Source organism: Rhizobium sp. 21-4511-3d (genome assembly GCF_053522545.1).
In genome coordinates this window covers 448,085-471,682 of record NZ_JBNWCF010000002.1, presented here as the reverse complement: position 1 = coordinate 471,682, position 23,598 = coordinate 448,085, and the positions used below count along the sequence as shown (strand labels likewise).

The 23,598-nt window shown below is 61.8% G+C and carries 21 protein-coding genes; 16 read left to right on the top strand and 5 right to left on the bottom strand.

Going from position 1 to position 23,598, the window contains the following annotated elements:
• Positions 1-55 precede the first annotated feature (55 nt).
• A complete protein-coding gene (locus tag ACQZ5H_RS08180) occupies positions 56-1,366 on the bottom strand; it encodes an MFS transporter (protein ID WP_413709777.1) in 1,311 nt (436 codons plus the stop codon).
• A gap of 429 nt (positions 1,367-1,795) precedes the next feature.
• Here ACQZ5H_RS08180 and ACQZ5H_RS08175 point away from each other — a divergent pair, with 429 nt between their 5' ends.
• The 12 genes from ACQZ5H_RS08175 to ACQZ5H_RS08120 all read left to right on the top strand — a co-directional run bounded on the left by ACQZ5H_RS08175 (position 1,796) and on the right by ACQZ5H_RS08120 (position 15,269).
• Positions 1,796-2,722: a D-alanine--D-alanine ligase gene (locus tag ACQZ5H_RS08175; protein WP_199629180.1), complete on the top strand. Its 927-nt coding sequence runs from the start codon at positions 1,796-1,798 to the stop codon at positions 2,720-2,722.
• Positions 2,710-3,642, top strand: coding sequence for a cell division protein FtsQ/DivIB (locus ACQZ5H_RS08170; protein ID WP_112715466.1), 933 nt, complete (start codon positions 2,710-2,712; stop codon positions 3,640-3,642). The genes ACQZ5H_RS08175 and ACQZ5H_RS08170 overlap by 13 nt, the downstream gene beginning before the upstream one ends.
• Positions 3,639-4,970 (top strand): cell division protein FtsA, encoded by a 1,332-nt coding sequence (gene ftsA, locus ACQZ5H_RS08165; protein ID WP_449097284.1) that lies wholly within the window; start codon positions 3,639-3,641, stop codon positions 4,968-4,970. The genes ACQZ5H_RS08170 and ftsA overlap by 4 nt, the downstream gene beginning before the upstream one ends.
• 57 nt (positions 4,971-5,027) lie before the next feature.
• Complete coding sequence (ftsZ, locus tag ACQZ5H_RS08160; protein WP_449097283.1) at positions 5,028-6,767, top strand: cell division protein FtsZ; 1,740 nt, start codon at positions 5,028-5,030, stop codon at positions 6,765-6,767.
• Positions 6,768-7,058: 291 nt separating this feature from the next.
• On the top strand, positions 7,059-8,015 hold the full coding sequence (lpxC, locus tag ACQZ5H_RS08155) for a UDP-3-O-acyl-N-acetylglucosamine deacetylase (protein ID WP_112715460.1): 957 nt from the start codon (positions 7,059-7,061) through the stop codon (positions 8,013-8,015).
• A gap of 266 nt (positions 8,016-8,281) precedes the next feature.
• Complete coding sequence (locus ACQZ5H_RS08150; protein ID WP_199629177.1) at positions 8,282-9,151, top strand: outer membrane protein assembly factor BamD; 870 nt, start codon at positions 8,282-8,284, stop codon at positions 9,149-9,151.
• 13 nt (positions 9,152-9,164) lie between these two features.
• Positions 9,165-10,835 carry a DNA repair protein RecN gene (gene recN / locus ACQZ5H_RS08145; protein ID WP_199629176.1) on the top strand — a complete coding sequence of 557 codons (1,671 nt, stop codon included), beginning with the start codon at positions 9,165-9,167 and terminating at the stop codon, positions 10,833-10,835.
• A gap of 289 nt (positions 10,836-11,124) precedes the next feature.
• Entirely contained in the window at positions 11,125-13,281 is a 2,157-nt protein-coding gene (gene ligA, locus ACQZ5H_RS08140; protein WP_449097282.1) for an NAD-dependent DNA ligase LigA, read from the top strand.
• Between the two features lie 45 nt (positions 13,282-13,326).
• Entirely contained in the window at positions 13,327-13,623 is a 297-nt protein-coding gene (locus ACQZ5H_RS08135; RefSeq protein ID WP_449097281.1) for a type II toxin-antitoxin system HigB family toxin, read from the top strand.
• Positions 13,623-14,000 (top strand): helix-turn-helix domain-containing protein, encoded by a 378-nt coding sequence (locus ACQZ5H_RS08130; protein ID WP_449097280.1) that lies wholly within the window; start codon positions 13,623-13,625, stop codon positions 13,998-14,000. The genes ACQZ5H_RS08135 and ACQZ5H_RS08130 overlap by 1 nt, the downstream gene beginning before the upstream one ends.
• Positions 14,001-14,118: 118 nt before the next feature.
• Positions 14,119-14,709: a 3'-5' exonuclease gene (locus ACQZ5H_RS08125; RefSeq protein ID WP_449097279.1), complete on the top strand. Its 591-nt coding sequence runs from the start codon at positions 14,119-14,121 to the stop codon at positions 14,707-14,709.
• 71 nt (positions 14,710-14,780) lie between these two features.
• Positions 14,781-15,269 (top strand): CreA family protein, encoded by a 489-nt coding sequence (locus tag ACQZ5H_RS08120; RefSeq protein WP_130278001.1) that lies wholly within the window; start codon positions 14,781-14,783, stop codon positions 15,267-15,269.
• A gap of 73 nt (positions 15,270-15,342) precedes the next feature.
• Here ACQZ5H_RS08120 and ACQZ5H_RS08115 read toward each other — a convergent pair whose 3' ends face one another.
• The gene (locus ACQZ5H_RS08115; protein WP_112387003.1) at positions 15,343-15,813 is read right to left on the bottom strand and encodes a chemotaxis protein CheW; all 471 of its coding nucleotides are present in this window, start codon (positions 15,811-15,813) and stop codon (positions 15,343-15,345) included.
• Positions 15,813-17,777, bottom strand: coding sequence for a methyl-accepting chemotaxis protein (locus ACQZ5H_RS08110; RefSeq protein ID WP_449097278.1), 1,965 nt, complete (start codon positions 17,775-17,777; stop codon positions 15,813-15,815). Before ACQZ5H_RS08110 ends, ACQZ5H_RS08115 begins: the two co-directional genes overlap by 1 nt.
• A gap of 369 nt (positions 17,778-18,146) precedes the next feature.
• On the opposite strand from ACQZ5H_RS08110, the gene ACQZ5H_RS08105 reads away from it, so the two are divergent.
• From ACQZ5H_RS08105 to ACQZ5H_RS08095, 3 genes are read left to right on the top strand one after another with little or no spacing between them, the layout of a single operon-like run.
• Positions 18,147-18,755: an SCO family protein gene (locus ACQZ5H_RS08105; protein WP_199629171.1), complete on the top strand. Its 609-nt coding sequence runs from the start codon at positions 18,147-18,149 to the stop codon at positions 18,753-18,755.
• 3 nt (positions 18,756-18,758) lie between these two features.
• Positions 18,759-19,886: an FAD-dependent oxidoreductase gene (locus ACQZ5H_RS08100; RefSeq protein WP_449097277.1), complete on the top strand. Its 1,128-nt coding sequence runs from the start codon at positions 18,759-18,761 to the stop codon at positions 19,884-19,886.
• Positions 19,887-19,900: 14 nt separating this feature from the next.
• Positions 19,901-20,779 (top strand): 50S ribosomal protein L11 methyltransferase, encoded by an 879-nt coding sequence (locus ACQZ5H_RS08095; protein WP_130278005.1) that lies wholly within the window; start codon positions 19,901-19,903, stop codon positions 20,777-20,779.
• A 170-nt stretch (positions 20,780-20,949) separates the two neighbouring features.
• On the opposite strand, the gene ACQZ5H_RS08090 is transcribed toward ACQZ5H_RS08095, so the two are convergent.
• Complete coding sequence (locus tag ACQZ5H_RS08090) at positions 20,950-21,123, bottom strand: hypothetical protein (RefSeq protein ID WP_165402589.1); 174 nt, start codon at positions 21,121-21,123, stop codon at positions 20,950-20,952.
• 279 nt (positions 21,124-21,402) lie between these two features.
• Between ACQZ5H_RS08090 and ACQZ5H_RS08085 the strand changes: the two genes are divergently transcribed.
• Complete coding sequence (locus ACQZ5H_RS08085) at positions 21,403-23,238, top strand: aminopeptidase P family protein (RefSeq protein ID WP_449097276.1); 1,836 nt, start codon at positions 21,403-21,405, stop codon at positions 23,236-23,238.
• A 51-nt stretch (positions 23,239-23,289) separates the two neighbouring features.
• Here the strand turns inward: ACQZ5H_RS08085 and ACQZ5H_RS08080 are convergent, their stop codons facing one another.
• Entirely contained in the window at positions 23,290-23,598 is a 309-nt protein-coding gene (locus ACQZ5H_RS08080; RefSeq protein ID WP_112715432.1) for an AzlD family protein, read from the bottom strand.

Sequence of the window (23,598 nt, the reverse complement as noted above, 5' to 3'; positions counted from 1 at the left end):
GAAAAGGCCGCGGTGTTGCCACCGCGGCCTCTCATCGATTGGGCTTTTGAAGCGTTTAGACTTCTTCGCGGCCCGACAGCAGGATGCAGACCAGCGAGATCACTGCTGCGCCGGAAAGATAGTAGCCGACATAGGAGAGATCGTAATGCGTCGCCAGCCAGCTGGCGATGTTGGGTGCCAGCGAGGCGCCGAAGATGCCACCGAGGTTGAACGTCATCGAGGCGCCGGTATAGCGCACCGAGGTCGGGAAGGGGGCTGCAAGTGCAGCGCCGATCGGACCGTAGGTGAAACCCATCAGCGCGAGGCCGATGATCGAGCACAGGAAGGCGCCCGTCAGGCCTGCGGTCAGCAGCGAGGCATAGAAGAAGCCGAAGATCGCAATGCCGATCGTGACCAGGATCAGGATCAGTCGGCGCGAGTAGCGGTCGGAGAGCAGGCCGGAAAGCGGGATCGTCAGGCCGAAGAACACGACGCCGACGAGCTGGATGACCAGGAACTGCTCACGCGAGTAGCCGAGCTTCGACGTGCCCCAGGACAGTGTGAAGACCGTCATCAGGTAGAACAGAACGAAGGTGGCGACGGCGATGAAAGTGCCGAGAACCAGGCTGCGGAAGTGCTTGGTGAAGACGACGGCGACCGGAACGGCAACGCGCTCGTGCTTCTCGACAGCCTTCTGGAACTCCGGCGTTTCGGCGATCTTCAGGCGGACATAGAGACCGACGGCGACGAGCGCGAGGCTCGCGACGAAGGGAATGCGCCAGCCGAAGGCCAGGAAGTCCTCGTTGGTCATCGTTTCCGTCAGGATCAGGAAGAAGCCGGACGAGAGGATGAAGCCGATCGGCGCGCCGAGCTGCGGGAACATGGCGTACCAGCTGCGCTTGCCGGGAGGGGCGTTTTCAGTGGCGAGCAGGACGGCACCGCCCCATTCACCGCCGAGGCCGAGACCCTGGCCGAAGCGGCACAATGCCAGGAGCAGAGGCGCCACGATGCCGATCGAGTCGTAGCCCGGCAGCATGCCGATCGCCACGGTCGACAGGCCCATGGTCATCAGCGCGGCGACGAGCGTCGCCTTGCGGCCGATACGGTCGCCGAAATGGCCGAAAAGAATGCCGCCAAGCGGGCGCGCGAAGAAGGCGATCGAGAAGGTGGCGAAGGACTGAAGCTGTGCGGACGCCGGATCACTCGTCGGGAAGAAGAGATGCGGGAAGACCAGCACGGCGGCCGTCGCATAGACGTAGAAGTCAAAGAATTCGATGGTGGTGCCGACGAGGCTCGCGATCAGAACACGCGCCGGCGAATTGACTTGCGCACTGTTCGAAGAGGAGGGGGTCGGCGATACGGGTGATATCGCGTCAGACATTGTCATTCCAATCAGGATTGCTGTTTGCCTTGGGAGGCAAGCGGGTCTTAACGCAATTTTAAGTCGGCGCAAACGCCAAAGACGCAAGAAAGCCACAAAATCGCCGGGCTTTTCTTTGGGTTTCCGATTCTCCTCGATTCCATCGCTACGCACGTTCGCTCTGGCGATTGTGACAGCGGTGGCGGACGGTGCCGGCGGCTGCGGAGTTGATTCAAGGCTGAATCTTAAGCCTATGATAAAGCGAGGCTATTTCGGCTGTTTCAGCTTCATGATCCGATTCAAGAATGTTTCATAAATGACGTCCGTTAACAAAAGTAAACGGTTCATTAACCATATTAGTGTTTGATTGCCTTCAAGTCTGAAGGGCTGAGATTCGACTGCGAAAGCCTCGGGCAAGCGTCGAAATTCATGCCGTAAGTTATTTTGGGGGTAAGTATGAGTCGCAAGCATGTCGCTGTCCTGATGGGCGGATTTTCTTCGGAGAGGCCTGTGAGCCTGTCTTCGGGGAAGGCATGCGCTGAGGCTCTCGAGGCTGAAGGCTTCCAGGTCACGACCATCGATGTCGATCGTGATGTTTCCGCCAAGCTTTCCGCCCTTCGTCCCGATGTTGCCTTCAACGCCCTGCATGGGCCGTTCGGCGAAGACGGGACGATCCAGGGCATTCTCGAATATCTCGAAATTCCCTACACGCATTCCGGCGTGCTCGCCTCTGCGCTTGCCATGGACAAGGGCAAGGCCAAGGGTGTTGCGGCGGCGGCCGGCATTCCGGTCGCGCAGTCCGAAGTCATTAATCGCTTCGCCTTTCCGGCTGAGCATCCGATGAAGCCGCCTTATGTCGTCAAGCCGGTGCGTGAAGGTTCGAGCTTTGGCGTGCTGATCGTTCAGGAAGATCAGTCGCATCCGCCGCAGGTCATCAGCTCTCAGGAATGGCGCTATGGCGAAGAGGTTCTGGTCGAGCGCTACGTTCACGGCCGCGAGCTGACGTGTGGCGTGATGGGTGATGTGGCGCTCGGTGTGACCGAGGTGGTGCCGCTTGGCCACAACTTTTATGACTATGATGCGAAGTACGCCGCGGGCGGTTCGAAACATGTCATTCCGGCAAAAATTTCACCGAAAATTTACCAAAAAATACAATCATTGGCACTAAGGGCGCATCAAGCAATTGGTTGCCGTGGCGTTAGCAGATCCGACTTTCGCTACGACGATCGCTTCTCCGAAGATGGCGAAATCATCTGGCTCGAGGTCAATACTCAGCCGGGAATGACTCCAACCTCTCTGGTGCCCGAAATGGCCGGTCATGCCGGTTATTCCTTTGGTGAGTTTCTGCGCTGGATGGTGGAGGACGCTTCTTGTTCTCGGTGACAGTTAAAAGGATAGGGCGCCCGAGCCGCCAGGACGACATCGCCTTCCCGGAAGGTGATAGCCGCATGGTGCTGCCGCGTCCGCTGCGCCGCGTCGTGCGCTTCCTTGTCAGCCTCGGAACCGGGCGCATCTATATCCCTGCGCATGCCGGTACCGTTTCGGCTCTGGCCTTTCTTGCTGCGACCGGCCTCTACGGCATGTCGCTCGGTGGTCACACGGAAGCGGTCGCACAGGCGACGACGACGGCTGCTGGCTTTGCCATCGAAGACGTGAAGGTCTCCGGCAACACGGCGACTTCCGAAATCGAAATCCTCGAGCTTCTCGGCCTCGACGGCACGACGTCGCTCGTCGCTCTCGATGTCGATGCGGCCCGCCAGAAGATCGCCAAGCTTCCCTGGGTCGAAAGCGCTGAGGTTCGCAAGGTCTATCCGAAGACGATCGAGGTGAAGCTCAAGGAGCGTCAGGCCTATGCGATCTGGCAGCACGGCCAGGAGCTCTCGCTGATCGAGCGCAACGGTTCGGTCATCGCGCCGCTCCGCGACAACAAGTTTTCCAACCTTCCGCTTGTCGTTGGCCGCGATGCCGAGACGGCCGCAGCCGCGCTCGAGGGCGAATTCGCCAACTGGCCGGATATCAAGGCCCGCGTGAAGGCTTACGTCTGGGTCTCTAGCCGCCGCTGGGATCTGCATCTCGACAATGGCGTCGTGGTGAAGTTGCCGGCCGACGATGTCGACCAGGCTCTGGCGACACTTTCGAAGCTCGACAAGGAACAGGATCTTCTGGCGCGCGACATCGCAGCCGTCGATCTCCGATTGGCAGACCGGACCGCAATCCAGCTCACCCCCGAGGCGATGGCCCGGCGTCAGGTGGTGCTCGATCAGCGGACCAAGGATTTGAAGAAGGCGGGGCAGAATATATGAGCTTGTTCGGTTCATCCCACTTTGGATTGCCGCGCCTGAAGCCGCTTTCGTCTAAGCGGTCGCACATCGTTTCGGTGCTCGACATCGGATCGACGAAAGTCGTCTGCATGATCGGCCGGCTGACGCCGCGCGAGGAGAGCGAAATCCTCCCGGGCCGCACGCACGACATCGAGATCATCGGTATCGGCCACCAGCGCTCCCGCGGTATCAAGACCGGCGTGATCGCCGACCTCGACGCGCTCGAGAGTGTCATCCGTCTCGCCGTCGATGCGGCCGAGCGCATGGCCGGTCTCACGGTCGAGAGCCTGATCGTCAACCTGACGGCCGGCCGTCTCGGCAGCGACGTCTATACGGCGACGATCGATCTCGGCGGCCAGGAAGTCGAACTCAACGACCTCAAGAAGGTTCTGGCTGCAGCCTGCCAGCAGTCGCTGCGCCAGGACCGCGCCGTGCTTCACTCGCTCGCAACCGGCTTCTCGCTGGACGGCGAGCGCGGCATTCGCGACCCCTTGTCCATGTACGGTGACATGCTCGGTGTCGACATGCATGTCGTCACCGCCGAGCGCGCCGCTCTCAAGAACCTCGAGCTCAGCGTCAACCGCGCGCATCTCTCGGTCGAAGGCATCGTTGCGACGCCTTACGCTTCCGGTCTGGCCGCCCTCGTCGACGACGAAGTCGAACTCGGCTGTGCTGCCATCGACATGGGCGGCGGCACGACGACGATCTCGGTCTTTGCCGAAGGCAAGCTGGTTCACACCGACGCTGTCGGCCTTGGCGGCCATCACGTCACCACCGACCTCGCACGCGGTCTCTCGACCCGCATCGAAGACGCGGAGCGCCTGAAGGTCGTTCACGCCTCGGCGATGGCGAACTCCTCGGACGAGCGTGAACTGATTTCGATCCCGCCGATCGGCGAAGACGAGCGCGATCTGCCGACGCAGGTTCCGCGTGCGCTCGTTTCGCGCATCGTCGGTGCGCGCATCGAAGAGACAATGGAATTGATCCGCGACCGGATCCAGCGTTCGGGCTTCAGCCCGATCGTCGGCAAGCGCGTCGTGCTGACGGGCGGCGCAAGCCAGCTCACCGGCCTTGCAGACGTGGCCCGCAAGATCCTGGCCCGCAACGTTCGTATCGGCCGCCCGATGGGCGTCTCCGGGCTGCCGACGGCAGCCAAGGGACCGGCGTTTTCGACGGCGGTCGGCCTGATGATCTATCCGCAGGTCGCGGACATGGAAACACATGCGTCACAGAGCGGCCTGCTCTTGTCGCTTGGGGGAAATAACAGCCGCATAGCCCGGATGGGCCAGTGGCTGAAGGAAAGCTTCTGAACATCGAGTGAATTGGCCGGCGTGGCGATGCGGCCATAAAGAGAAGGAACGGGTACCATGACTATCAAGCTGCAAAAGCCTGACATCACAGAGCTGAAGCCGCGTATCACCGTGTTCGGTGTTGGCGGTGGCGGCGGCAATGCTGTCAACAACATGATCTCCGCCGGCCTCCAGGGCGTCGACTTCGTCGTTGCCAACACGGATGCGCAGGCTCTGACGATGACGAAGGCGGAGCGGATCATCCAGCTCGGCGCCAACGTCACCGAAGGCCTCGGTGCAGGTTCGCAGCCGGAAGTCGGCCGTGCAGCCGCCGAAGAGTGCATCGATGAGATCATCGACCACCTGAACGGCACGCATATGTGCTTCGTCACCGCCGGCATGGGCGGCGGTACCGGCACCGGTGCTGCTCCTGTCGTCGCCCAGGCCGCCCGCAACAAGGGCATCCTGACCGTCGGCGTCGTCACCAAGCCGTTCCAGTTCGAAGGCGGCCGCCGCATGCGTCTGGCCGAAGCCGGTATCGAAGAGCTGCAGAAGTCGGTCGACACGCTGATCGTCATTCCGAACCAGAACCTCTTCCGTATCGCCAACGACAAGACGACCTTTGCCGACGCCTTCGCGATGGCCGACCAGGTTCTCTACTCGGGCGTTGCCTGCATCACCGACCTGATGGTGAAGGAAGGTCTCATCAACCTCGACTTCGCCGACGTCCGTTCGGTCATGCGCGAAATGGGCCGTGCGATGATGGGCACCGGCGAAGCATCCGGCCAGGGCCGTGCAATGCAGGCTGCTGAAGCCGCTATCGCCAACCCGCTGCTCGACGAAACCTCGATGCGTGGCGCACAGGGCCTGCTGATCTCGATCACCGGTGGCCGCGACCTGACGCTCTTCGAAGTCGACGAAGCTGCAACCCGCATCCGCGAAGAAGTCGATCCGGACGCCAACATCATCCTCGGCGCGACGTTCGACGAATCGCTCGAAGGCATCATCCGCGTATCGGTCGTTGCGACCGGTATCGATCGCGCTGCCGCCGAAGCGTCCACCAAGACCTTCCAGCCGGCCGCAAAGCCGATCATCCGTCCTTCGGCGGCCGTTGCTCCGGCTCCGGCCGCAGTACAGCCTGCTCCGGTCATGCAGGCACCGAAGCCGGTTGATACCGTTGCGCAGACGATCCGCATGGCGGAAGCCCAGATGGAACGCGAACTCGACATCGTCGCTCCGCGCGCTCCGGCCCCGGCTCCTGTCCAGCAGCCGGTCGCCCAGGAAACCTTCCGTCCGCAGAGCCGCATCTTCGCGGCAGCACCGGAAGCTCCGGTTGCCCGTCCTGCACCGACGCAGATGCAGCCTGCTCCGGCTCCGGTCATGAGCCAGCCGGCTCCGCAGCCGGTCATGATGCAGCAGCCTGCACCGGTTGCGCCACAGCCGGTCCGCCAGGAACCTGCCATGCAGCAGCCGACGCGCATGCCGAAGGTCGAAGACTTCCCGCCGGTCGTCCAGGCCGAGATCGATCACCGCTCGCAGCCCGTCGCAGCACAGGCTCACGAAGAGCGCGGCCCGATGGGCCTGCTCAAGCGGATCACGAACTCGCTGAACCGCCGCGAAGAGGAAGTTGCTCCTGAGATGACGTCTGCTCCGGCAGCCGCTTCCCAGCAGCGCCGTCCGCTTTCGCCGGAAGCCAGCCTCTACGCTCCGCGTCGCGGCAACCTCGACGACCAGGGCCGCGCCGTTCCGCAGGCCCGCATGATGCAGGAAGACGACCAGCTCGAAATTCCTGCCTTCCTGCGCCGTCAGTCGAACTAAGCAGACACAGAATCGCCACGCCGAGCGCCCGGGATCACAGTCCCGGGCGCTTCTGTTTCAAGCCCTCGCGCGAGGGTGAAATTAACAAATCATTTCAAGTGCATGGTTTCGTAACAATCCGAAACGAACAGTGATTTGGAATGGAGCCCGGGCGCACGTATGTATGAGGTCAGGGGACCGCGCCTTGACGCCATATGGCGACAATCCGGCGGTGTGGACAAAGAAACTTGGCGGTTTGTTTTGGGCGCTTTGAGCGCTAGGAACCATCAAGGGTAATGAAGGCAGAATTTTATGGTTATTGGCATGCTTGGCTTCCAGACGACGGTTTCTCGCCCGGTGACGCTTTCGGGCACCGGCGTCCATTCCGGCGCGGAAGTCTCCATCACCTTCAATCCGGCTGAAGTTGATACGGGCGTTGTTTTTCAACGCATGCACGAAAACGGCTCGGTGACCGAACTGCGCGCGGTTTCCTCGCAGGTCGGCAATACGGACCTCTGCACGGTTCTCGGTTTCTCTCCGGCGCATTCGGTCGCGACGATTGAACATGTCATGGCCGCCGTCTACGCGCTTGGCCTCGACAATGTGATGATCGAAGTTCACGGCGCCGAAATGCCGATCATGGACGGCAGCTCCGCTCCCTTTATCGAAGCGATCGAGCAGGTCGGCCTCGTCTCTCTCGGCGTCAAGCGCCGCTACATCCGCATCACCAAGCCGGTTCGCATCGAGCATGGCGGTTCGTGGAGCGAATTCCGCCCCTATGACGGCACGCGTTTCGAAGTCGAGATCGATTTCGAATGCCCGCTGATCGGCCGCCAGAAGTGGGAAGGGGACCTGACCGCGCAGACGTTCAAGACCGAACTGTCGCGGGCCCGCACCTTCGGCTTCATGCGCGACGTCGAGCGTCTGTGGGCTTCGGGCCACGCTCTCGGTTCCTCGCTTGAGAATTCTGTCGTCATCTCCGACGACAACACGGTCATCAATGTCGAAGGCCTGCGTTACGCCAAGGATGAGTTCGTACGTCACAAGACGCTCGACGCTGTCGGCGATCTGGCGCTTGCCGGCGCTCCGTTCATCGGCTGCTACCGCTCTTACCGCGGCGGTCACAAGATGAACGCCAATGCGCTCAAGGCGCTACTCAGCGATCCCAGCGCCTACGAAGTCGTCGAGACCTCGGCTGCCCGCCCGCGCGTTGCGGCCCGTGACTTCATTGCAGTGAATGCTCCCGGCTTCGCCCCCTGGTCGGCGTGACCTCCAGAACGAATTCCTAGACCAGGACCGCCTCCCTCGGGAGGCGGTTTTTTTACGCCGGGTTTCCACCGGATAGTGTTTTTGCGGCAGATGCTTAGCGGCAACACACGGAATCAAAGATAAAAAGCCGGATATTCTCTGGGCCGATGCCACAAAAATGCGTTAATGCGTCATCATTGCGTTGCTCTCGCCGCACATTTATGGCTAGAAACGCCAGCGAGGTGTGGCTGCCGCTAAGAGTGGGTAGCGGGAGTCGGGATTTATCTATGAGTTATGCAAGGTCTGAAGGTATGATGAAGACAGCGCGCGCTTTGCTCGCATCGCTCGTGGTGCTGAGCGCAGGCGCCTTGATTTCCGGTTGCCAGTCGGATCCAGATATCGACATCACCAAGCTCGGCCTCGACAACGACCCGCCGGATGTTCTCTACAATCAGGCGCTTGCCAACATGAAGGCAGGCAACATGGCCGAAGCGGCGCGCAAGTTCGACGCCATCGACCGTGAAAACCCGTTCTCCGAATGGGCCCGCAAGGCCCTGGTGATGAGCACCTTCGTCAAGTACCGCCAGGGCAAGATCGACGACGCTCTGGCTTCCGGCAACCGCTACATGGCGCAGTATCCGGCTTCCAAGGACGCCGCTTACGTGCAGTACCTGATCGGTCTGTCCTATTCGAAGCAGATTTCCGACGTCACCCAGGACCAGCGCGCCTCGTCCAAGACGATCGACGCGATGCAGGCCGTCATCGACAAGTATCCGGACTCCGAATATGTCGACGACGCCCAGGCCAAGATCCGCTTTGCCCGCGACCAGCTCGCCGGCAAGGAAATGCAGATCGGCCGCTACTATCTTGAGCGCAAGGAGTATCTTGCCGCTATCTCCCGTTTCCGTATCGTGGTTGAAAAGTACCCGAATACGAATCAGGTCGAGGAAGCGCTCGCCCGTCTGGTCGAAGCCTATTACGCGATGGGTATCGTGGAAGAAGCTCAGACTGCGGCAGCCGTTCTCGGCCACAACTATCCGGATAGCCAGTGGTACGCCGATTCCTTCAAGCTGCTGAAGAATGGCGGCGCGGAGCCGCGGGAGAACAAGAGCTCCTGGATTTCCGAAGCCGGCCGGAAGCTGCTGCTCGGCTCGTGAGGCCTGTAACGCAATGCTGATCCAGCTTTCGATCCGCGATATCGTTCTGATCGAGCGGCTGGATCTCTCGTTCGAATCCGGTCTCTCCGTTCTGACCGGGGAGACGGGTGCAGGAAAATCCATCCTTCTCGACAGTCTGTCGCTCGCCCTTGGCGGGCGCGGTGACGGCGGCCTCGTGCGTCATGGCGAAGACAAGGGGCAGGTGACGGCCGCCTTCGACGTGCCGATGAACCACGGTGCCCGCAAGCTCCTGCGCGAAAACGGCATCGACGACGACGGCGACCTGATCTTCCGCCGCCAGCAATCCGCCGACGGCCGCACCAAGGCCTATGTCAACGACCAGCCGGTGAGCGTGCAGCTGATGCGCCAGGCCGGGCAGATGCTGGTCGAAATCCACGGCCAGCACGACGACCGCGCGCTTGTCGATACCAATGCCCACCGCATCCTGCTCGATGCCTTTGCCGGCATCACCGAGGATGTCGCGCACGTTTCCGATCTCTACAGAACCTGGCGCGACGCCGAGCGGACGCTGAAGAAGCACCGCGAGAAGGTGGAGAATGCCGCTCGCGAGGCCGACTATCTGCGCTCGTCGGTCGAGGAGCTCGAGAAGCTTTCGCCGCGTGACGGCGAAGAGGACGAGCTGGCCGACCGCCGCCAGAAGATGATGAAGGCCGAACGGATCGCCGGCGATATCGCCGAGGCCTCCGAATTCCTCAACGGCAATGCCTCTCCGGTGCCGCATATCGCCTCGCTGGTGCGCCGCCTGGAGCGCAAGAGCCACGAGGCGCCCGGACTGCTCGAAGACACCGTAGCGCTGCTCGACGCGGCGCTGGACCAGCTGTCCAATGCGCAGATGGAAGTCGAGGCTGCGCTGCGCAAGACGGAATATGATCCAAAGGAGCTGGAGCGGGTCGAGGAACGGCTGTTTGCGCTGCGCGCGGCGTCGCGCAAATATTCGGTGCCGGTCACCGAGCTTCCGGCGCTTGCCGTCAGGATGATCGCCGATCTCGCCGATCTCGATGCCGGCGAGGAGAAGCTCGTCAAGCTCGATGCCGAAGTGGGCGTTGCGAAGGCTGCCTATGACGCGGCGGCGCGCTCGCTCTCCGAGAAGCGTCATCATGCCGGTACGGCGCTGTCCGAGGCCGTCATGGCCGAGCTTCCGGCTCTCAAGCTCGAGCGCGCCCGTTTCATGGTGGAAATCACCACGGATGCCGCGGAAGCGGCTGCCGAAGGCATCGATATCGTCGAATTCCATGTGCAGACCAATCCGGGCACGCGCCCGGGCTCGATCATGAAGGTCGCCTCGGGCGGCGAACTCTCGCGCTTCCTGCTGGCCCTGAAAGTAGCACTTGCCGACCGCGGCTCGGCACCGACGCTCGTCTTCGATGAAATCGACACCGGTGTCGGCGGCGCCGTTGCCGATGCGATCGGCCAGAGACTGAAGCGGCTTTCCGACAAGGTCCAGGTTCTCTCCGTCACCCATGCGCCGCAGGTTGCCGCGCGGGCGGCGACGCATCTTTTGATCTCCAAGGGACCGGTCGAGGGCTCCGAGAAGATCGCGACCCGGGTGGCGACGATGGCGCCGCGGGACAGGACCGAAGAGATCGCCCGCATGCTGGCCGGTGCTTCGGTGACCGATGAAGCGCGGGCTGCGGCTGCCAAGCTGTTGTCGGGAAACGGGTAGGGGCTCTGCTGAGAGTGCCGCCCTCGTCCTTCGAGGCTACGCCCTTGCGGGCTTCGCACCTCAGGATGAGGGCTCCCATATTCGCTGAGGCTTGCCGGTCCGCAGAGTTTCAAAACTTATTCCGCAAGGCATGATGTTGGCGATATTTGCGCTGCGATCTCTCCACCCTCATCCTGAGGTGCGAAGCCGCAGGCGCAGCCTCGAAGGACGAGGGTGGCCACAGCCCACCACTTCCCATCCAGCCAATTTGCGCTAAAAAACAACTCCAGATTCTCCGGAGTGATCACGCATGTCCATCGAAGCCGATAGCCTGACGATCGAAGAGGCCGCAGCCGAGCTTGAGCGCCTGGCGAAGGAAATCGCCCATCACGATGCGCTTTATCACGGCAAGGACCAGCCGGAGATTTCGGATGCCGATTATGACGCGCTGAAGCGGCGCAATGATGCGATCGAGGCGCGGTTTCCGGAGCTGATCCGCGAAGACAGCCCGAAGCGGCGGGTGGGCGCTGCGCCATCCGCAACGTTCTCCGCGGTCACCCATGCCCGCCCGATGCTGTCGCTCGATAACACCTTCTCGCAGGAAGACGTCGAGGATTTCGTCGCCAGCGTCTACCGCTTCCTGGGGCGCCTGCCGGACCAGTCGATCGCCTTTACCGCCGAGCCGAAGATCGATGGTCTCTCGATGTCGATCCGCTATGAGAACGGCAAGCTCGTCAGCGCCGCGACGCGCGGCGATGGCACCACGGGCGAGAATGTCACCGCCAATATCCGCACCATCAGGGAAATTCCGCAGACGCTGCCCAAGGGCGTGCCTGATGTCGTCGAGGTGCGCGGCGAAGTCTATATGGCCAAGAGTGACTTCCTGGCGCTGAACAAACAGATGGTGGACGAGGGCAAGCAGACCTACGTCAATCCGCGCAATACGGCGGCCGGGTCGCTGCGCCAGCTCGACGCCAAGGTGACGGCGAGCCGCAAGCTGAAATTCTTTGCCTATGCCTGGGGCGAAATCTCCGAGCCGAACGATCTGCCGAAGACGCAGTTCGACATGGTGCAGACATTCAAGGAATGGGGTTTCCCGGTCAATCCGCTGATGAAGCGGCTGAACTCGGTGGCCGACATTCTCGCCCATTACGACGATATCGGCCTGAAGCGCCCGGATCTCGACTACGATATTGATGGCGTCGTCTACAAGGTCGACAGCCTGGAACTGCAGCAGCGCCTCGGCTTCCGCTCGCGCAGCCCGCGCTGGGCGACGGCCCATAAGTTCCCGGCCGAGCAGGCTTTCACCGTCGTCGAGAATATCGACATCCAGGTCGGCCGCACCGGTGCGCTGACGCCTGTGGCGCGCCTGACGCCCGTCACTGTCGGTGGTGTCGTCGTCACCAATGCGACACTGCATAACGAGGATTATATCAAGGGCATCGGCAATTCCGGCGAGCGCATCCGCGAGGAGGAACACGATATCCGCATCGGCGACACCGTCATCGTGCAGCGGGCGGGGGATGTGATCCCGCAGGTGCTCGATGTCGTCATGGAGAAGCGGCCGGCGGATGCCGCCGCCTACAGGTTCCCGAAGACCTGCCCGGTCTGCGGTTCGCATGCTGTGCGCGAAGTCAACGAGAAGACAGGCAAGGTCGACGCGGTCACCCGCTGCACCGGCGGCTTCATCTGCCGGGCGCAGGCGACAGAGCATCTGAAGCATTTCGTCTCGCGCAATGCCTTCGACATCGAAGGCTTCGGAACGAAGCAGGTGGATTTCTTCTTCGAGAGCGAGGACCCGTCGCTGCAGATCCGCACGGCGCCCGATATCTTCACGCTGGAGAAGCGACAGCAGGCGTCGACGCTGACGAAGCTCGAGAATATCGACGGCTTCGGCAAGGTCAGCGTCGGCAAGCTCTATGCGGCGATCAACGAGCGCCGTTCCATCGCGCTGCACCGCTTCATCTATGCGCTCGGCATCCGCCATGTCGGCGAGACCACGGCAAAGCTGCTGGCGCGCTCCTACGGCACCTACGAAGCCTTCACCGCCGCCATGCAGGAGGCGGCGCCGCTCTCCGGCGAGGCCTGGAACGAGCTGAACGCCATCGAGGGCATCGGCGAGATCGTCGCCCGCGCCATTGTCGAGTTCTACAAGGAGCCGCGCAATGTCGAGGTCATCAACGCGCTGATCGCCGAGGTGACGCCGCAGGAGGCCGAGCAGCCGGTAACCTCGGGGAGCCCCGTCGCCGGCAAGACCGTCGTCTTTACCGGCTCGCTGGAGAAATTCACGCGCGACGAGGCGAAGGCGCGTGCCGAAAGCCTGGGTGCAAAGGTCGCCGGTTCAGTCTCGAAGAAGACCGACATCCTGGTCGCCGGCCCGGGTGCAGGCTCCAAGCTCGACAAGGCTAGGGAGCTCGGCGTCCAGACGATGGACGAGGACGAGTGGCTGGCGTTGATCGGTGGCTAGTTCATCCGACTTGAAATGTTCCCGTATTGGGAATATTGTCTGACGATGCAGGTGATTGCCAAGTCGACATTGCGCGCGTTTTGGGAGTTGCACCCGCAAGCGAGGGTGCCGCTCGGCGTCTGGTATTCAACGGTCAGTAAGGCTGAATGGACCGGACCTGCCGACATCAAGCGGATATTCGGTGCGAATGTCGATTTTGTCGGCGACAATCGCGTCATCTTCGATATCGGCGGCAACAAATACCGCCTTATCGTGCACGTCGCCTATGCTTACCGGCGCGTGCTGATCAAGTTCGTCGGAACCCATTCGGACTACGACAGGATCGACCCGGAGACTGTGTGATGGATATCAAGCCGATCAGGAATGACAGCGACCTCGCCTGGGCGATCGGCGAGGTGACGCCTTATTTCGAGGCGCCGCCGGAGAAGGGGACCGCGGCGGCGGATCGCTTCGATGTGCTTTCCGATCTGATCGAAGCCTATGAGAGCCGGAGTTTTCCAGTTGCCGATCTCGACCCGGTCGCGTTTTTGCTGGCATTCATGGAGATGGCCGGCAGGACGCAGGCCGATCTTGGCGATCTCCTGTCCTCCCGCTCGCGCGCCTCGGAAATTCTCCACCGCAAGCGGGCGCTCACGGTGGACATGATCTTCAAGCTGACTGATGCCTGGGGCGTACCGGCGGAATGCCTGGTGAAGCCGTACAAGCTCGAAGTCGCGTAAACGGGACGATCATCGCGGAAAAGCGGTTCATGCCGGTGGCAAAGGCAACCTTCGCATTTGCCTGATTTGGTTGCCGTGATTAAGCCTGAGTAAGGAAACGCGAATCACGGACCTCTCCTTGAAGACCATTGCCATCGACTTCGAAACGGCCAACGAACAGCGCGGCAGCGCCTGCTCGGTCGGGCTTGCCTGGATCGAGGACGGCAAGGTGACGCGCGTCGAGGAGCGGTTGATCCGCCCTAGGGACATGCGCTTTTCGGGCATGAACATCGCCATCCATGGTATCCGTCCTGAACATGTCGAGGATGCGCCTGAGTTCCCCGAGGTCATGGACGAGTTTCATGACGACTTCAGGGGCGCGACGATGATCGCCCATAACGCCGCCTTCGACTTCAGCGTCTGGCGCGCCTCGCTCGATCTCTACCGGCAGTCCTATCCGGAGCTCACCTATCTCTGCAGCCTGAAGATGGCGCAGCGTATCTGGCCGCAGTTCCTGTCGCACAAGCTGAACATCATCGCCGAGCATCTCGGCCTGCGTTTCGTGCACCATAATGCCGCGGAGGATGCGGTTGTCTGCGCCCAGGCGGCGATCGAGATGGCGAAGGCGGTCAAGGCTGCGGCGGTGCATGCGATCCCGGCCATGATCGGCATGAAGCCGGGGCGGCTGCTTGCCGCCGGTTACGAGCCCTGCACCTGCAAGCGCGCCTGATCGTTAGGCTTTTCTTGTATTGCGCCTGATGCTGCCTATCTAGAAAGCGGTTCAATCAGGAGCTTCCATCCATGTTTCGTAAGATCGTTCTTGCCGCTGCGTCCGTTGCTGCGCTCTCTGCCGGCGGCGCTTCCGCCGAGGTCGTCGGCAAGGTCGGGGTCGACTGGATCGGCAATGACATCATCGTCGATGCCATCCCGGATCCGGCGGTGAAGGGCGTGACCTGCCACGTCACCTATTTCGACCGCAGCCTGATCGACCGGGTGAAGAACGGCAACTGGTTCGAAGATCCTTCCAACAATTCCATCGCCTGCCGCCAGACCGGGCCGATCGAGATCGGCGACATCAACCTGTCGAAGGATGGCGACGAGGTGTTCAAGGCGGGCATGTCGCTGATCTGGAAGAAGCTGGTGGTCACCCGCATCTACGACAAGACCAACGACACGTTGATCTATCTCGCCCACTCGCGCGAGCTGACGGACGGCTCGGCGAAGATGTCGATCTCGACGATCCCGCTCTATGGGCAGAACCCTGTCTGGAAGAACGGGAAGCCTCAGTAACTGGGCTACCCGCGTTCAACGAAAAAGGCCCGGCTTGCGACCGGGCCTTTCCATATCTGCGATGCGCTGCCGATCAGGCTGCTTCGCGCGCCAGTTCGTCGGCGATGACGGTGTCGAGGTTGAGGAAGCAGACCATGGTCTTTTCCAGGGCGACGATGCCACGGCAGAAGGCGCGCTGCTGTTCCGGGATGATTTCCGGGGCCGGCTGCAGGTCTTCGCTCTTGATGGTCATCATGTCGGAAACCTGCTCGACCAGGAGGCCAACCAGCTTGCCGGCGATGTCGGTGACGATGATGGCGGAGCGCTCGGAGGGCTCCGTCATCTTCATGCCGAGGCGGCAGGCCATGTCGATAACCGGGATAACGGCGCCGCGCAGGTTGATCAGACCGAGCACGTAGGGCGGCGTATGCGGCATCGGGGTTACCGGTGCCCAGCCGCGGATTTCGCGGATGGCCATGATGTCGATGCAGAATTCCTGCTCGCCGAGATGGAACGATACGATTTCGAGATGCGATCCGGCCTGTGTGATAATGGCGTTAGTCATCAAAATTCTTCCCAATTGTCTCCGGCCGGAGCGGCCATGGCTCTGGCGGCGGCGCCGCCACTGAATGCGCCCGCGACCTTGCCGATCAAGCTCCGTGCGGGTGAGGGTTTAGGATGCGAGGCGGCGGAAGCTTCTCGCGGCGTTGAACGGGCATTCATGCCCTCGCCGATCTGGAACTGACCGACCAGCCTGATCAGATTGTCGGCGTCCGTCGCAAGCGTATGGCTTGCTGCGTTCGTCTCCTCGACCATGGCGGCGTTCTTTTGCGTCACCTGGTCCATCTGGCTGATGGCCGTATTGATCTCGTGCAGTCCGGTGGATTGTTCGCGCGCAGAGGTTACGATTGATTTAACATGTTCGTCGATGCGCAAAACATCTTCGCCGATCTGGCGAAGCGCTTCGCCGGCAGCCGTGACCAGCTCGCCGCCGGTCTTCACTTCGGCGCCCGATTTGGTGATCAACGCCTTGATATCCTTGGCAGCGCCGGCGGCGCGGCCTGCAAGTTCGCGAACTTCCTGAGCGACGACCGCAAAGCCCTTGCCGGCTTCACCGGCACGTGCAGCCTCGACGCCGGCGTTGAGTGCCAGGAGGTTCGTCTGGAAGGCGATCTCGTCGATGACGTTGATGATCGTACCGATTTCCTGAGAAGCGCCTTCGATTCGCTCCATCGCCGCCATTGCCTGGGTGACGACCAGATCCGACTTCTCGGTATTCTGGCGGGTATGGGCGACCATGTGGCCGACTTCCTCGGCGCGGCTGGTGGCGCTGCGCACGGTTGCGGTGATCTCGTCGAGCGAAGCGGATGTCTGCTCGAGCGAGGCGGCCTGCTGCTCGGTGCGCTTGGCGAGATCGTCGGCGGCCGAGCTCATCTGGCGGCTGTTGGCCTGGATGGAAGTGCTGTTTGCCGTGATGTCGCGCATCGCCTTGCGCAGGTGCTCGGTGGTCTGGTTGAAGTCGTTGCGCAGGCGTTCGAGCTCAGCCTTGAACGGACGGTCGAGCGTGACGGTGACATCGCCGCGGGCGAGACGGTTGAGGCCCTGGCCGAGATCTTCGACGGCCGCGTTCAGCGCTTCGGCATCGGCGAGCTTGAGGGCCTCGCGCTCGCGGCGCTCGGTTTCGCTCTGGCGGCGTTCGCTTTCGGTCTGGTTCTCAAGCTTCTGCTTGTCGATGGCGGCCTGGCGGAAGCTTTCCGCGGCACGGGCCATCTCGCCGATCTCGTCGCCGCGCTCGGTCGCTGGCACCTGGCTCTGCAGGTCGCCCTGCATGATCCTGACCATGCTGGAGCGGACCGCTTCGATGCCGCGGCGGATCGAGCCGCCGTGAATGTACTGGAGGAGCGCCATGGCAACGATCGCGAAGAAGCCGAGGCCGATCTGGATCAACAGGGCGTTCGCGGAGATCTCGTTGGCCTGGTTGACGCGAAGCTCGGCGACTTCGCCGCCGTCCTTCGCCAGCTTGTCGAGCGTTGTGGACAGCTTGTCGCCGCCGCCGTCGATGGCATCGTCGAGCTTGTCGAAAGCCTCGTCCGGGGCGCCGGCTTCAACGGCAGCCTTGAGATCGACGGTGATCGCCTTCTGCAAGGCGGCGACATCGGTGTCGTAGCTGCTCAACAGGGCGCCGGCATTCAATTCGCCGGCGACGATCGCCATGTCCTTCGAGCCGCTCTTGAGCGTCTCGATCGTCTTGGTCATCAGTGCCAGACGCTCGGGGGCGATCGTCTTGTCGCCGCGATCGACGATCGTGTCCATCGCCGCGAGAATGAGCGTCAGGTTGGAGATGCGCATGTCGCTGACGCGATCGACGCTGTCCTGGATATCATTGGCGCGCTGGAGAGCGCGGTCCACACGCGCGTTCTCATACCAGCCGACACCGACCATCGAGCCGAAGCCGATCAAGGCCGCTCCGCCGAGTGTCCAAAGCCTCTGGCTGACGGATAAGGTCTTGCGAATTGTATTAGTGGTCATGAAATGATGTCCCCCGGCTGAAATGAAGCGGATGAAATGCCCTTCTCCCAAGCGTTCATCAGGCGATCTGGCCCAATGCAGACATCATGTCCGTACGGCAGCAAGAGCGCCGGACGCAGTGCGAAATATAAAGTCTTCGGATTAAGTATTCGCTAACGATGTATTTCTTCGAGCGTTCTGGAATGCGCTGCGTAAAGCTTTGTAACATAAGAAAAATGGTGCCATTACCTTGCGTGAGTGGAGGGAATTGATCGTTGCCGGGTGAGGCAATTAATCACGGGTAAGAAAACGGGTTGTTGAATTGCGCGGGGAGGGTTTCGGCTATATTCCGCCAGCGATGGCCGCTTTGCGCCGCTAGGGGTTAGATTGATGAAGAATTTCCGTATCGCCGTCTGGATCGCCGTTCTGCTCGTAGCAGGCGTGCTCGGCTGGCTGACGCTCAATATCACCAAGACCAAGGACCTGCCGCTGGCGGCCGAAGGGCCGTATGGCGTGCCGTTCACGCTGGTGGCGCAGGATGGCAAGCCGATCACCGAGCAGGCGCTGCGCGGCAAGCCAAGCGCGCTGTTCTTCGGCTTCACACATTGCCCTGAAGTCTGCCCGACGACGCTGTTCGAGCTCAATGGCTGGATGGAGAAGGTCGATCCCGCCGGTGACAAGCTGAATGCCTATTTCATCACCGTCGATCCCGAGCGCGATACGCCGGAGATCATGAACCAGTATGTCTCGAACGTCTCGAAGCGCATCACCGGTATCTCTGGCTCGCCGGACAAGATCGCCGATGTCGTCAAGGGCTTCCGCGTCTATGCCAAGAAGGTGCCGGTCGACGAGAACAATCCGAACGGTGACTACACGATGGACCATACGGCATCGGTTTTCCTGCTCGATGGGCAAGGCCGTTTCGCCGGCACCATCGCCTATGGCGAAAATCCCGATACGGCTGTAAAGAAGCTCGAGAACCTGATCACCAAGGGGTGACACATGCCGGGCGGACATCGTGATATCCTGATCGTCGGGGCCGGGGCGACCGGCCTGACTGCAGCGCTCGAACTCATTCGGCGCGGCCACCGCCCAAGGATCATCGACAGCGATGCCGGCCCGGTGCCGCTGGTGGAAAGCCGGGCGCTCGGCATCAATGCCCGGACGATGACGCTTCTTTCCCCCTCGCGGGTCAGCGACGTCATCCAGCAGGTGGCCTTCCGCGTCGATCGTCTGCGGGCGCGCTCGGGCGAGCGCATCCTGTTCGAGATCGATCCGGGCCGGGTTACCGGCAAGTTCCACGCGATGCAGATCCTAGCGCAGGGACATACCGAGCGGCTTTTGATCAGCAAGCTTTCCGACTATGAGGTCGAGCCGGAATGGCAGACCGTGCTGGAGCGCGTCGAGGGCAGCATGGAGAAGCCCATCGTCGTGCTACGCCGTCCGGATGGCACGGCCGAAGAGGTGGCTCCCGATATCCTGATCGGCGCCGATGGTGCCCATTCCGCAGTGAGGAAGGCAGCCGGGCTCGGCTTTCCCGGCCAGGCGCTGGAGGCCAGTTTCTATCTCGCCGACTATCAGTATCCGCAGCCGGTCGATCCGCATTATGTCGAGATCGAGCTCGTCGATCCCGGCATGATCGGCCGCCTGCCGGTGTCCTCGGATACAGTGCGCTACCTCTCGACGCTGCCGGATTTCGAAAAGCGCATCCGCCATCCGATGCCGGGCGGCCAGGCAGTCTGGGTCTCGAATTTCCGCATCCATTTCCGCCATGTCGAGAAGATGTCCGTCGGCAATGTTTTTCTGGCCGGAGATGCGGCGCATATTCACTCGCCGGCCGGTGCGCGCGGCATGAATCTCGGCATCGAGGATGCCTGCTGGCTCGCCTATCTGATATCGGAGGGGCGCGAGCAGGAATATTCGGCGCGGCGCATTCCCGCCGTCAAAACCGTGCTGAAGCAAACCTATGGTTTGACGTCGATGGTGACGATGCGTAATCCGGTAGCGACGAAATTGCGCAACATGCTTGCTCCGCTCGCCGTTCGCATTCCCTTTGTTGCAAACCGCCTGCTGCGCGGTGTTGCCGGTTATGATACGCCGCCTCCGCCCTGGATCGATGGCGCCCAGTAAAGAAAGACGAATTCGTGAGTGAAATCCGCCTGTATGTCTCGACCACCGAGAAGAAGGCCGAGCAGGTGCTCGATCTGCTGACCGAGGTTTTCGGCGAAGAGGACTTCGCCATTGCCACGACCGAGATCGACGAGAAGAAGGATATCTGGGAAGCCTCCGTCTACATGATGCGGGAAGACGAGGACGAGGTGCGCCGGCGCGTCGACGAGGCGCTGACGGCGGCCTATCCCGAGCTCTCGGTCGAGCGCGAGGTCATTCCCGATGTCGACTGGGTGGCGAAGTCGCTCGAAGGGCTGAAGCCGGTGCGGGCAGGGCGCTTCCTTGTGCATGGCTCGCATGACCGCGACAAGGTGCGATCCGGCGATATCGGCATCGAGATCGATGCCGGCCAGGCTTTCGGCACCGGCCATCACGGAACGACGGCCGGCTGCCTCGAGGTGATCGACCGGGTGATGCGCTCGCGCACCGTCAGGAATGCGCTCGATCTCGGCACCGGCAGCGGCGTTCTGGCGATTGCCGTGCGCAAGCTGAAGAACATCCCGGTTCTGGCAACCGACATCGACCCGATCGCCACGCGCGTTGCCGCCGAGAACGTACGCACCAACGGCATATCGTCAGGGATCGTCACCAAGACGGCGCCGGGCTTTCATTCCACCGCCTTTTCCGAATACGGGCCTTTCGACCTGATCATCGCCAACATTCTGGCACGGCCGCTGATCCGCATGGCGCCTAAGCTGACCGACAATCTGGCGGCTGGCGGCACGGTCATCCTGTCGGGCATTCTGGCATCGCAGCGCTGGAAGGTGTTGTCGGCCTATAATGGCCAGAAGCTTCGCCATGTGCGCACCATCTGGCGCAACGGCTGGGTGACGATCCATCTCGATCGTCCGTAAGGGCCAGGGAAAGCAATTCCGGGAAAAAGAAAAGGCGGTGCCAATGGCACCGCCTTTTGACCGTCTAACGGTCGTGCCCACGAGCTAAAGGAGGAGGAGCGCTCGAGTGGGCTCTACAGTTCTGATTGCCGGTCCGTCGAGGGAGGAGGAGAGACGAAGCGGCAAATAGCTCAGAACGCGTAGCTGGGTGCGCCCTTGTGGCGCGTAGCCTTGTGGCTGGTGCCGAGCATCTTGAGGCTATCCTCATTGAGCGGGCGGCGCGAGCCGATGACATGACGGACAGTCTGGCGCTCGCCAGCCTGCACCGGGCTGCTGTAAGCGAAGCGCGACAGAGAGGCAGTCATTTCAAAATTCCTTTTTCGTTTGAGGTTCATCTCGAACCCGTTTGATGCGCTCTATATAATCATCCGAAAAAACTCAGGCAGAGGGTTTGCGTCATGGGAGCCATGCGTGGAATGCATAAAGCGTGCCAGTTTCACATTTGCTGTCACATTTCTGCCAAAATAATGGGCGGCCTGCCTTAAGGAGAGGTGGCGGTGTTTTTCTCCACTTCCCTAGAAATTCCGGTAACATAGCGCCAACCGCTCTCAGGCGGATTCGGCCTTCAGCATTGGGTTTTCAGCATGTTTCAGTCTTTTGAAGTGACGTCCACGCCGCAATTCGGCCGCGATCGGGTCTCGGGTTTGCGTGAAAGTTTCGATGCGCTCGGGATCGACGCCTTTCTGGTGCCGCGTGCCGACGAGTTCAACGGCGAATATGTGCCGAAATGCGCGGAACGGCTGGCCTGGATTTCCGGTTTCACCGGATCTGCCGGCATTGCGCTGATTGCGCGCACGCAGGCGATCGTCTTCGTCGACGGCCGCTACGTGACGCAGCTTGCCGAACAGGTGGACGGATTGGTCTTTACCGGCGGCGATCTCGTCAACGAGCCGCCGCATCTGTGGATCCCGAAGAACGGCAAGGAAGGCATGCGTCTCGGCATCGATCCCTGGCTGCATTCGGGATCGGAAGTCCGCAAGCTGCAGCAGGCGCTCTCCGAGATCGGCGGCAGCCTGGTGTTCCTGCCGCATAATCCACTCGACAGGCTGTGGAGCGACCGTCCGGCCGAGCCGCTCGGCGCCGTGGCGATCCAGAATATCGCCCAGGCCGGCGTGCTGGCGAAGGACAAGATCGCGACGATTGCCGCCGACCTCTCCAGGAAGAAGGTGGCGGCGGTGCTGATCGCCGATCCTTCCTCGATCGCGTGGATCTTCAATATCCGCGGCGCCGACGTGCCGCATACGCCGCATCCGCTGGCGCGCGCCATCATTCATGCCGACAGCAAAGCCGAGCTCTTCCTCGACAAGCGCAAGACCGGCATCGAGCAGGAGGCCTATCTGGCGCAGATCTCGACGCAGCTGCCGCCGTCTTCGCTCGACGAGCGGCTGGCTGCCGTGTCGAAGGATGGCGGCCGGGTGATGATCGATCCCGAGATCGCCTCCTATGCGCTTGCCGAGATCATCCGCAAGGCGGGTGGCGAGGTGGTCGAGGGTGCCGATCCGGCAAAGCTGCCGCGCGCCATCAAGAACGATGTGGAGATCAACGGTTCGGCCGCAGCGCATCTGCAGGACGGTGCGGCGATGGTCGAGTTCCTCTACTGGCTCTCGACGCAGAAGCCCGGCGGTGTCACCGAGATCCAGGCCGCAGAGAAGCTTGAAGCGGTGCGCGCCAGCGTCGGCCAGAGCATGCAGAACCCGCTGAAGGATGTGTCCTTCGATACGATCTCGGGTGCCGGCGAACACGCGGCGATCATGCATTACCGCGTCACCGTCGATACCGACCGGCCGATCCAGGCGGGCGAGCTATTTTTGATCGATTCAGGGGCGCAATATGTCAACGGCACCACCGACATTACCCGCACCGTCGGCATCGGTGCCGTCACCGAGGAGCACAAGCGCTTCTTCACGCTGGTGCTGAAGGGCATGATCCAGATCAGCACGGCGCGCTTCCCCAAGGGCACGCGCGGCTGCGATCTCGATCCGCTGGCGCGTATCGCGCTGTGGCGGGCAGGGGCCGATTTCGGCCATGGCACCGGCCATGGCGTCGGCTCCTATCTCTCAGTGCATGAAGGGCCGCAGCGCATCTCCAAGCTTTCGACGCAGGAGCTGCTGCCCGGCATGATCCTTTCCAACGAGCCGGGCTATTACCGGCCGGGAAGCTTCGGCATCCGCATCGAGAACCTGATCTATGTGCGCGAGGCCGAAGAGGTCGCGGGCGGCGACACGCCGATGCGCAGCTTCGAGACGCTGACCTTCTGCCCGATCGACCGCTCGATCGTCATTCCGGAACTCCTGACGCATGACGAGCTGCACTGGTTCAACGACTATCACGCCCGCACCCGCGAGGCGCTGATGCCGCTGATCCATGACAAGGATGTCCAGGCGTGGCTGGAGAACGCGACGCTGCCGCTGGAATATTGAGGTGCGATATCCCGACAAAAACAAAGGGCGGCCTTGAGCCGCCCTTTTCCGTTACATGCCGATCGTGTGGCGCCAGGCCATGACGATGACCCAGGCGACGGCGAGCATCCACATATGCGAGTAGCGCAGGCCGATGACGAGGGCGGCGGCGAGCGCCAGTTTGGAATCCCAGCCGCCATCGAAGAAGGCGGGGGCGACCAGTGTCGTCAGGACGGCGGCGGGAACGGCATTGAGCGCCGCTTCCATGCGCGGCGGAATGCGCTTCATCGTGGTGATCAGCACGTAGCCGCCGATACGCGTCGCATAGGTGGCGACGGCGGCGGCGATGATGACGAGGACCATGTGGAGATCGAATTGCAT

Coding starts and splice junctions, on each gene's coding strand:
- ACQZ5H_RS08180 (WP_413709777.1), bottom strand. CDS start 1,366: ATGACAATGTCTGACGCGATATCACCCGTATCGCCGACCCCCTCCTCT.
- ACQZ5H_RS08175 (WP_199629180.1), top strand. CDS start 1,796: ATGAGTCGCAAGCATGTCGCTGTCCTGATGGGCGGATTTTCTTCGGAG.
- ftsA (WP_449097284.1), top strand. CDS start 3,639: ATGAGCTTGTTCGGTTCATCCCACTTTGGATTGCCGCGCCTGAAGCCG.
- ftsZ (WP_449097283.1), top strand. CDS start 5,028: ATGACTATCAAGCTGCAAAAGCCTGACATCACAGAGCTGAAGCCGCGT.
- lpxC (WP_112715460.1), top strand. CDS start 7,059: ATGGTTATTGGCATGCTTGGCTTCCAGACGACGGTTTCTCGCCCGGTG.
- ACQZ5H_RS08150 (WP_199629177.1), top strand. CDS start 8,282: ATGAGTTATGCAAGGTCTGAAGGTATGATGAAGACAGCGCGCGCTTTG.
- recN (WP_199629176.1), top strand. CDS start 9,165: ATGCTGATCCAGCTTTCGATCCGCGATATCGTTCTGATCGAGCGGCTG.
- ligA (WP_449097282.1), top strand. CDS start 11,125: ATGTCCATCGAAGCCGATAGCCTGACGATCGAAGAGGCCGCAGCCGAG.
- ACQZ5H_RS08135 (WP_449097281.1), top strand. CDS start 13,327: ATGCAGGTGATTGCCAAGTCGACATTGCGCGCGTTTTGGGAGTTGCAC.
- ACQZ5H_RS08130 (WP_449097280.1), top strand. CDS start 13,623: ATGGATATCAAGCCGATCAGGAATGACAGCGACCTCGCCTGGGCGATC.
- ACQZ5H_RS08120 (WP_130278001.1), top strand. CDS start 14,781: ATGTTTCGTAAGATCGTTCTTGCCGCTGCGTCCGTTGCTGCGCTCTCT.
- ACQZ5H_RS08115 (WP_112387003.1), bottom strand. CDS start 15,813: ATGACTAACGCCATTATCACACAGGCCGGATCGCATCTCGAAATCGTA.
- ACQZ5H_RS08110 (WP_449097278.1), bottom strand. CDS start 17,777: ATGACCACTAATACAATTCGCAAGACCTTATCCGTCAGCCAGAGGCTT.
- ACQZ5H_RS08105 (WP_199629171.1), top strand. CDS start 18,147: ATGAAGAATTTCCGTATCGCCGTCTGGATCGCCGTTCTGCTCGTAGCA.
- ACQZ5H_RS08100 (WP_449097277.1), top strand. CDS start 18,759: ATGCCGGGCGGACATCGTGATATCCTGATCGTCGGGGCCGGGGCGACC.
- ACQZ5H_RS08090 (WP_165402589.1), bottom strand. CDS start 21,123: ATGACTGCCTCTCTGTCGCGCTTCGCTTACAGCAGCCCGGTGCAGGCT.
- ACQZ5H_RS08085 (WP_449097276.1), top strand. CDS start 21,403: ATGTTTCAGTCTTTTGAAGTGACGTCCACGCCGCAATTCGGCCGCGAT.
- ACQZ5H_RS08080 (WP_112715432.1), bottom strand. CDS start 23,598: ATGCAATTCGATCTCCACATGGTCCTCGTCATCATCGCCGCCGCCGTC.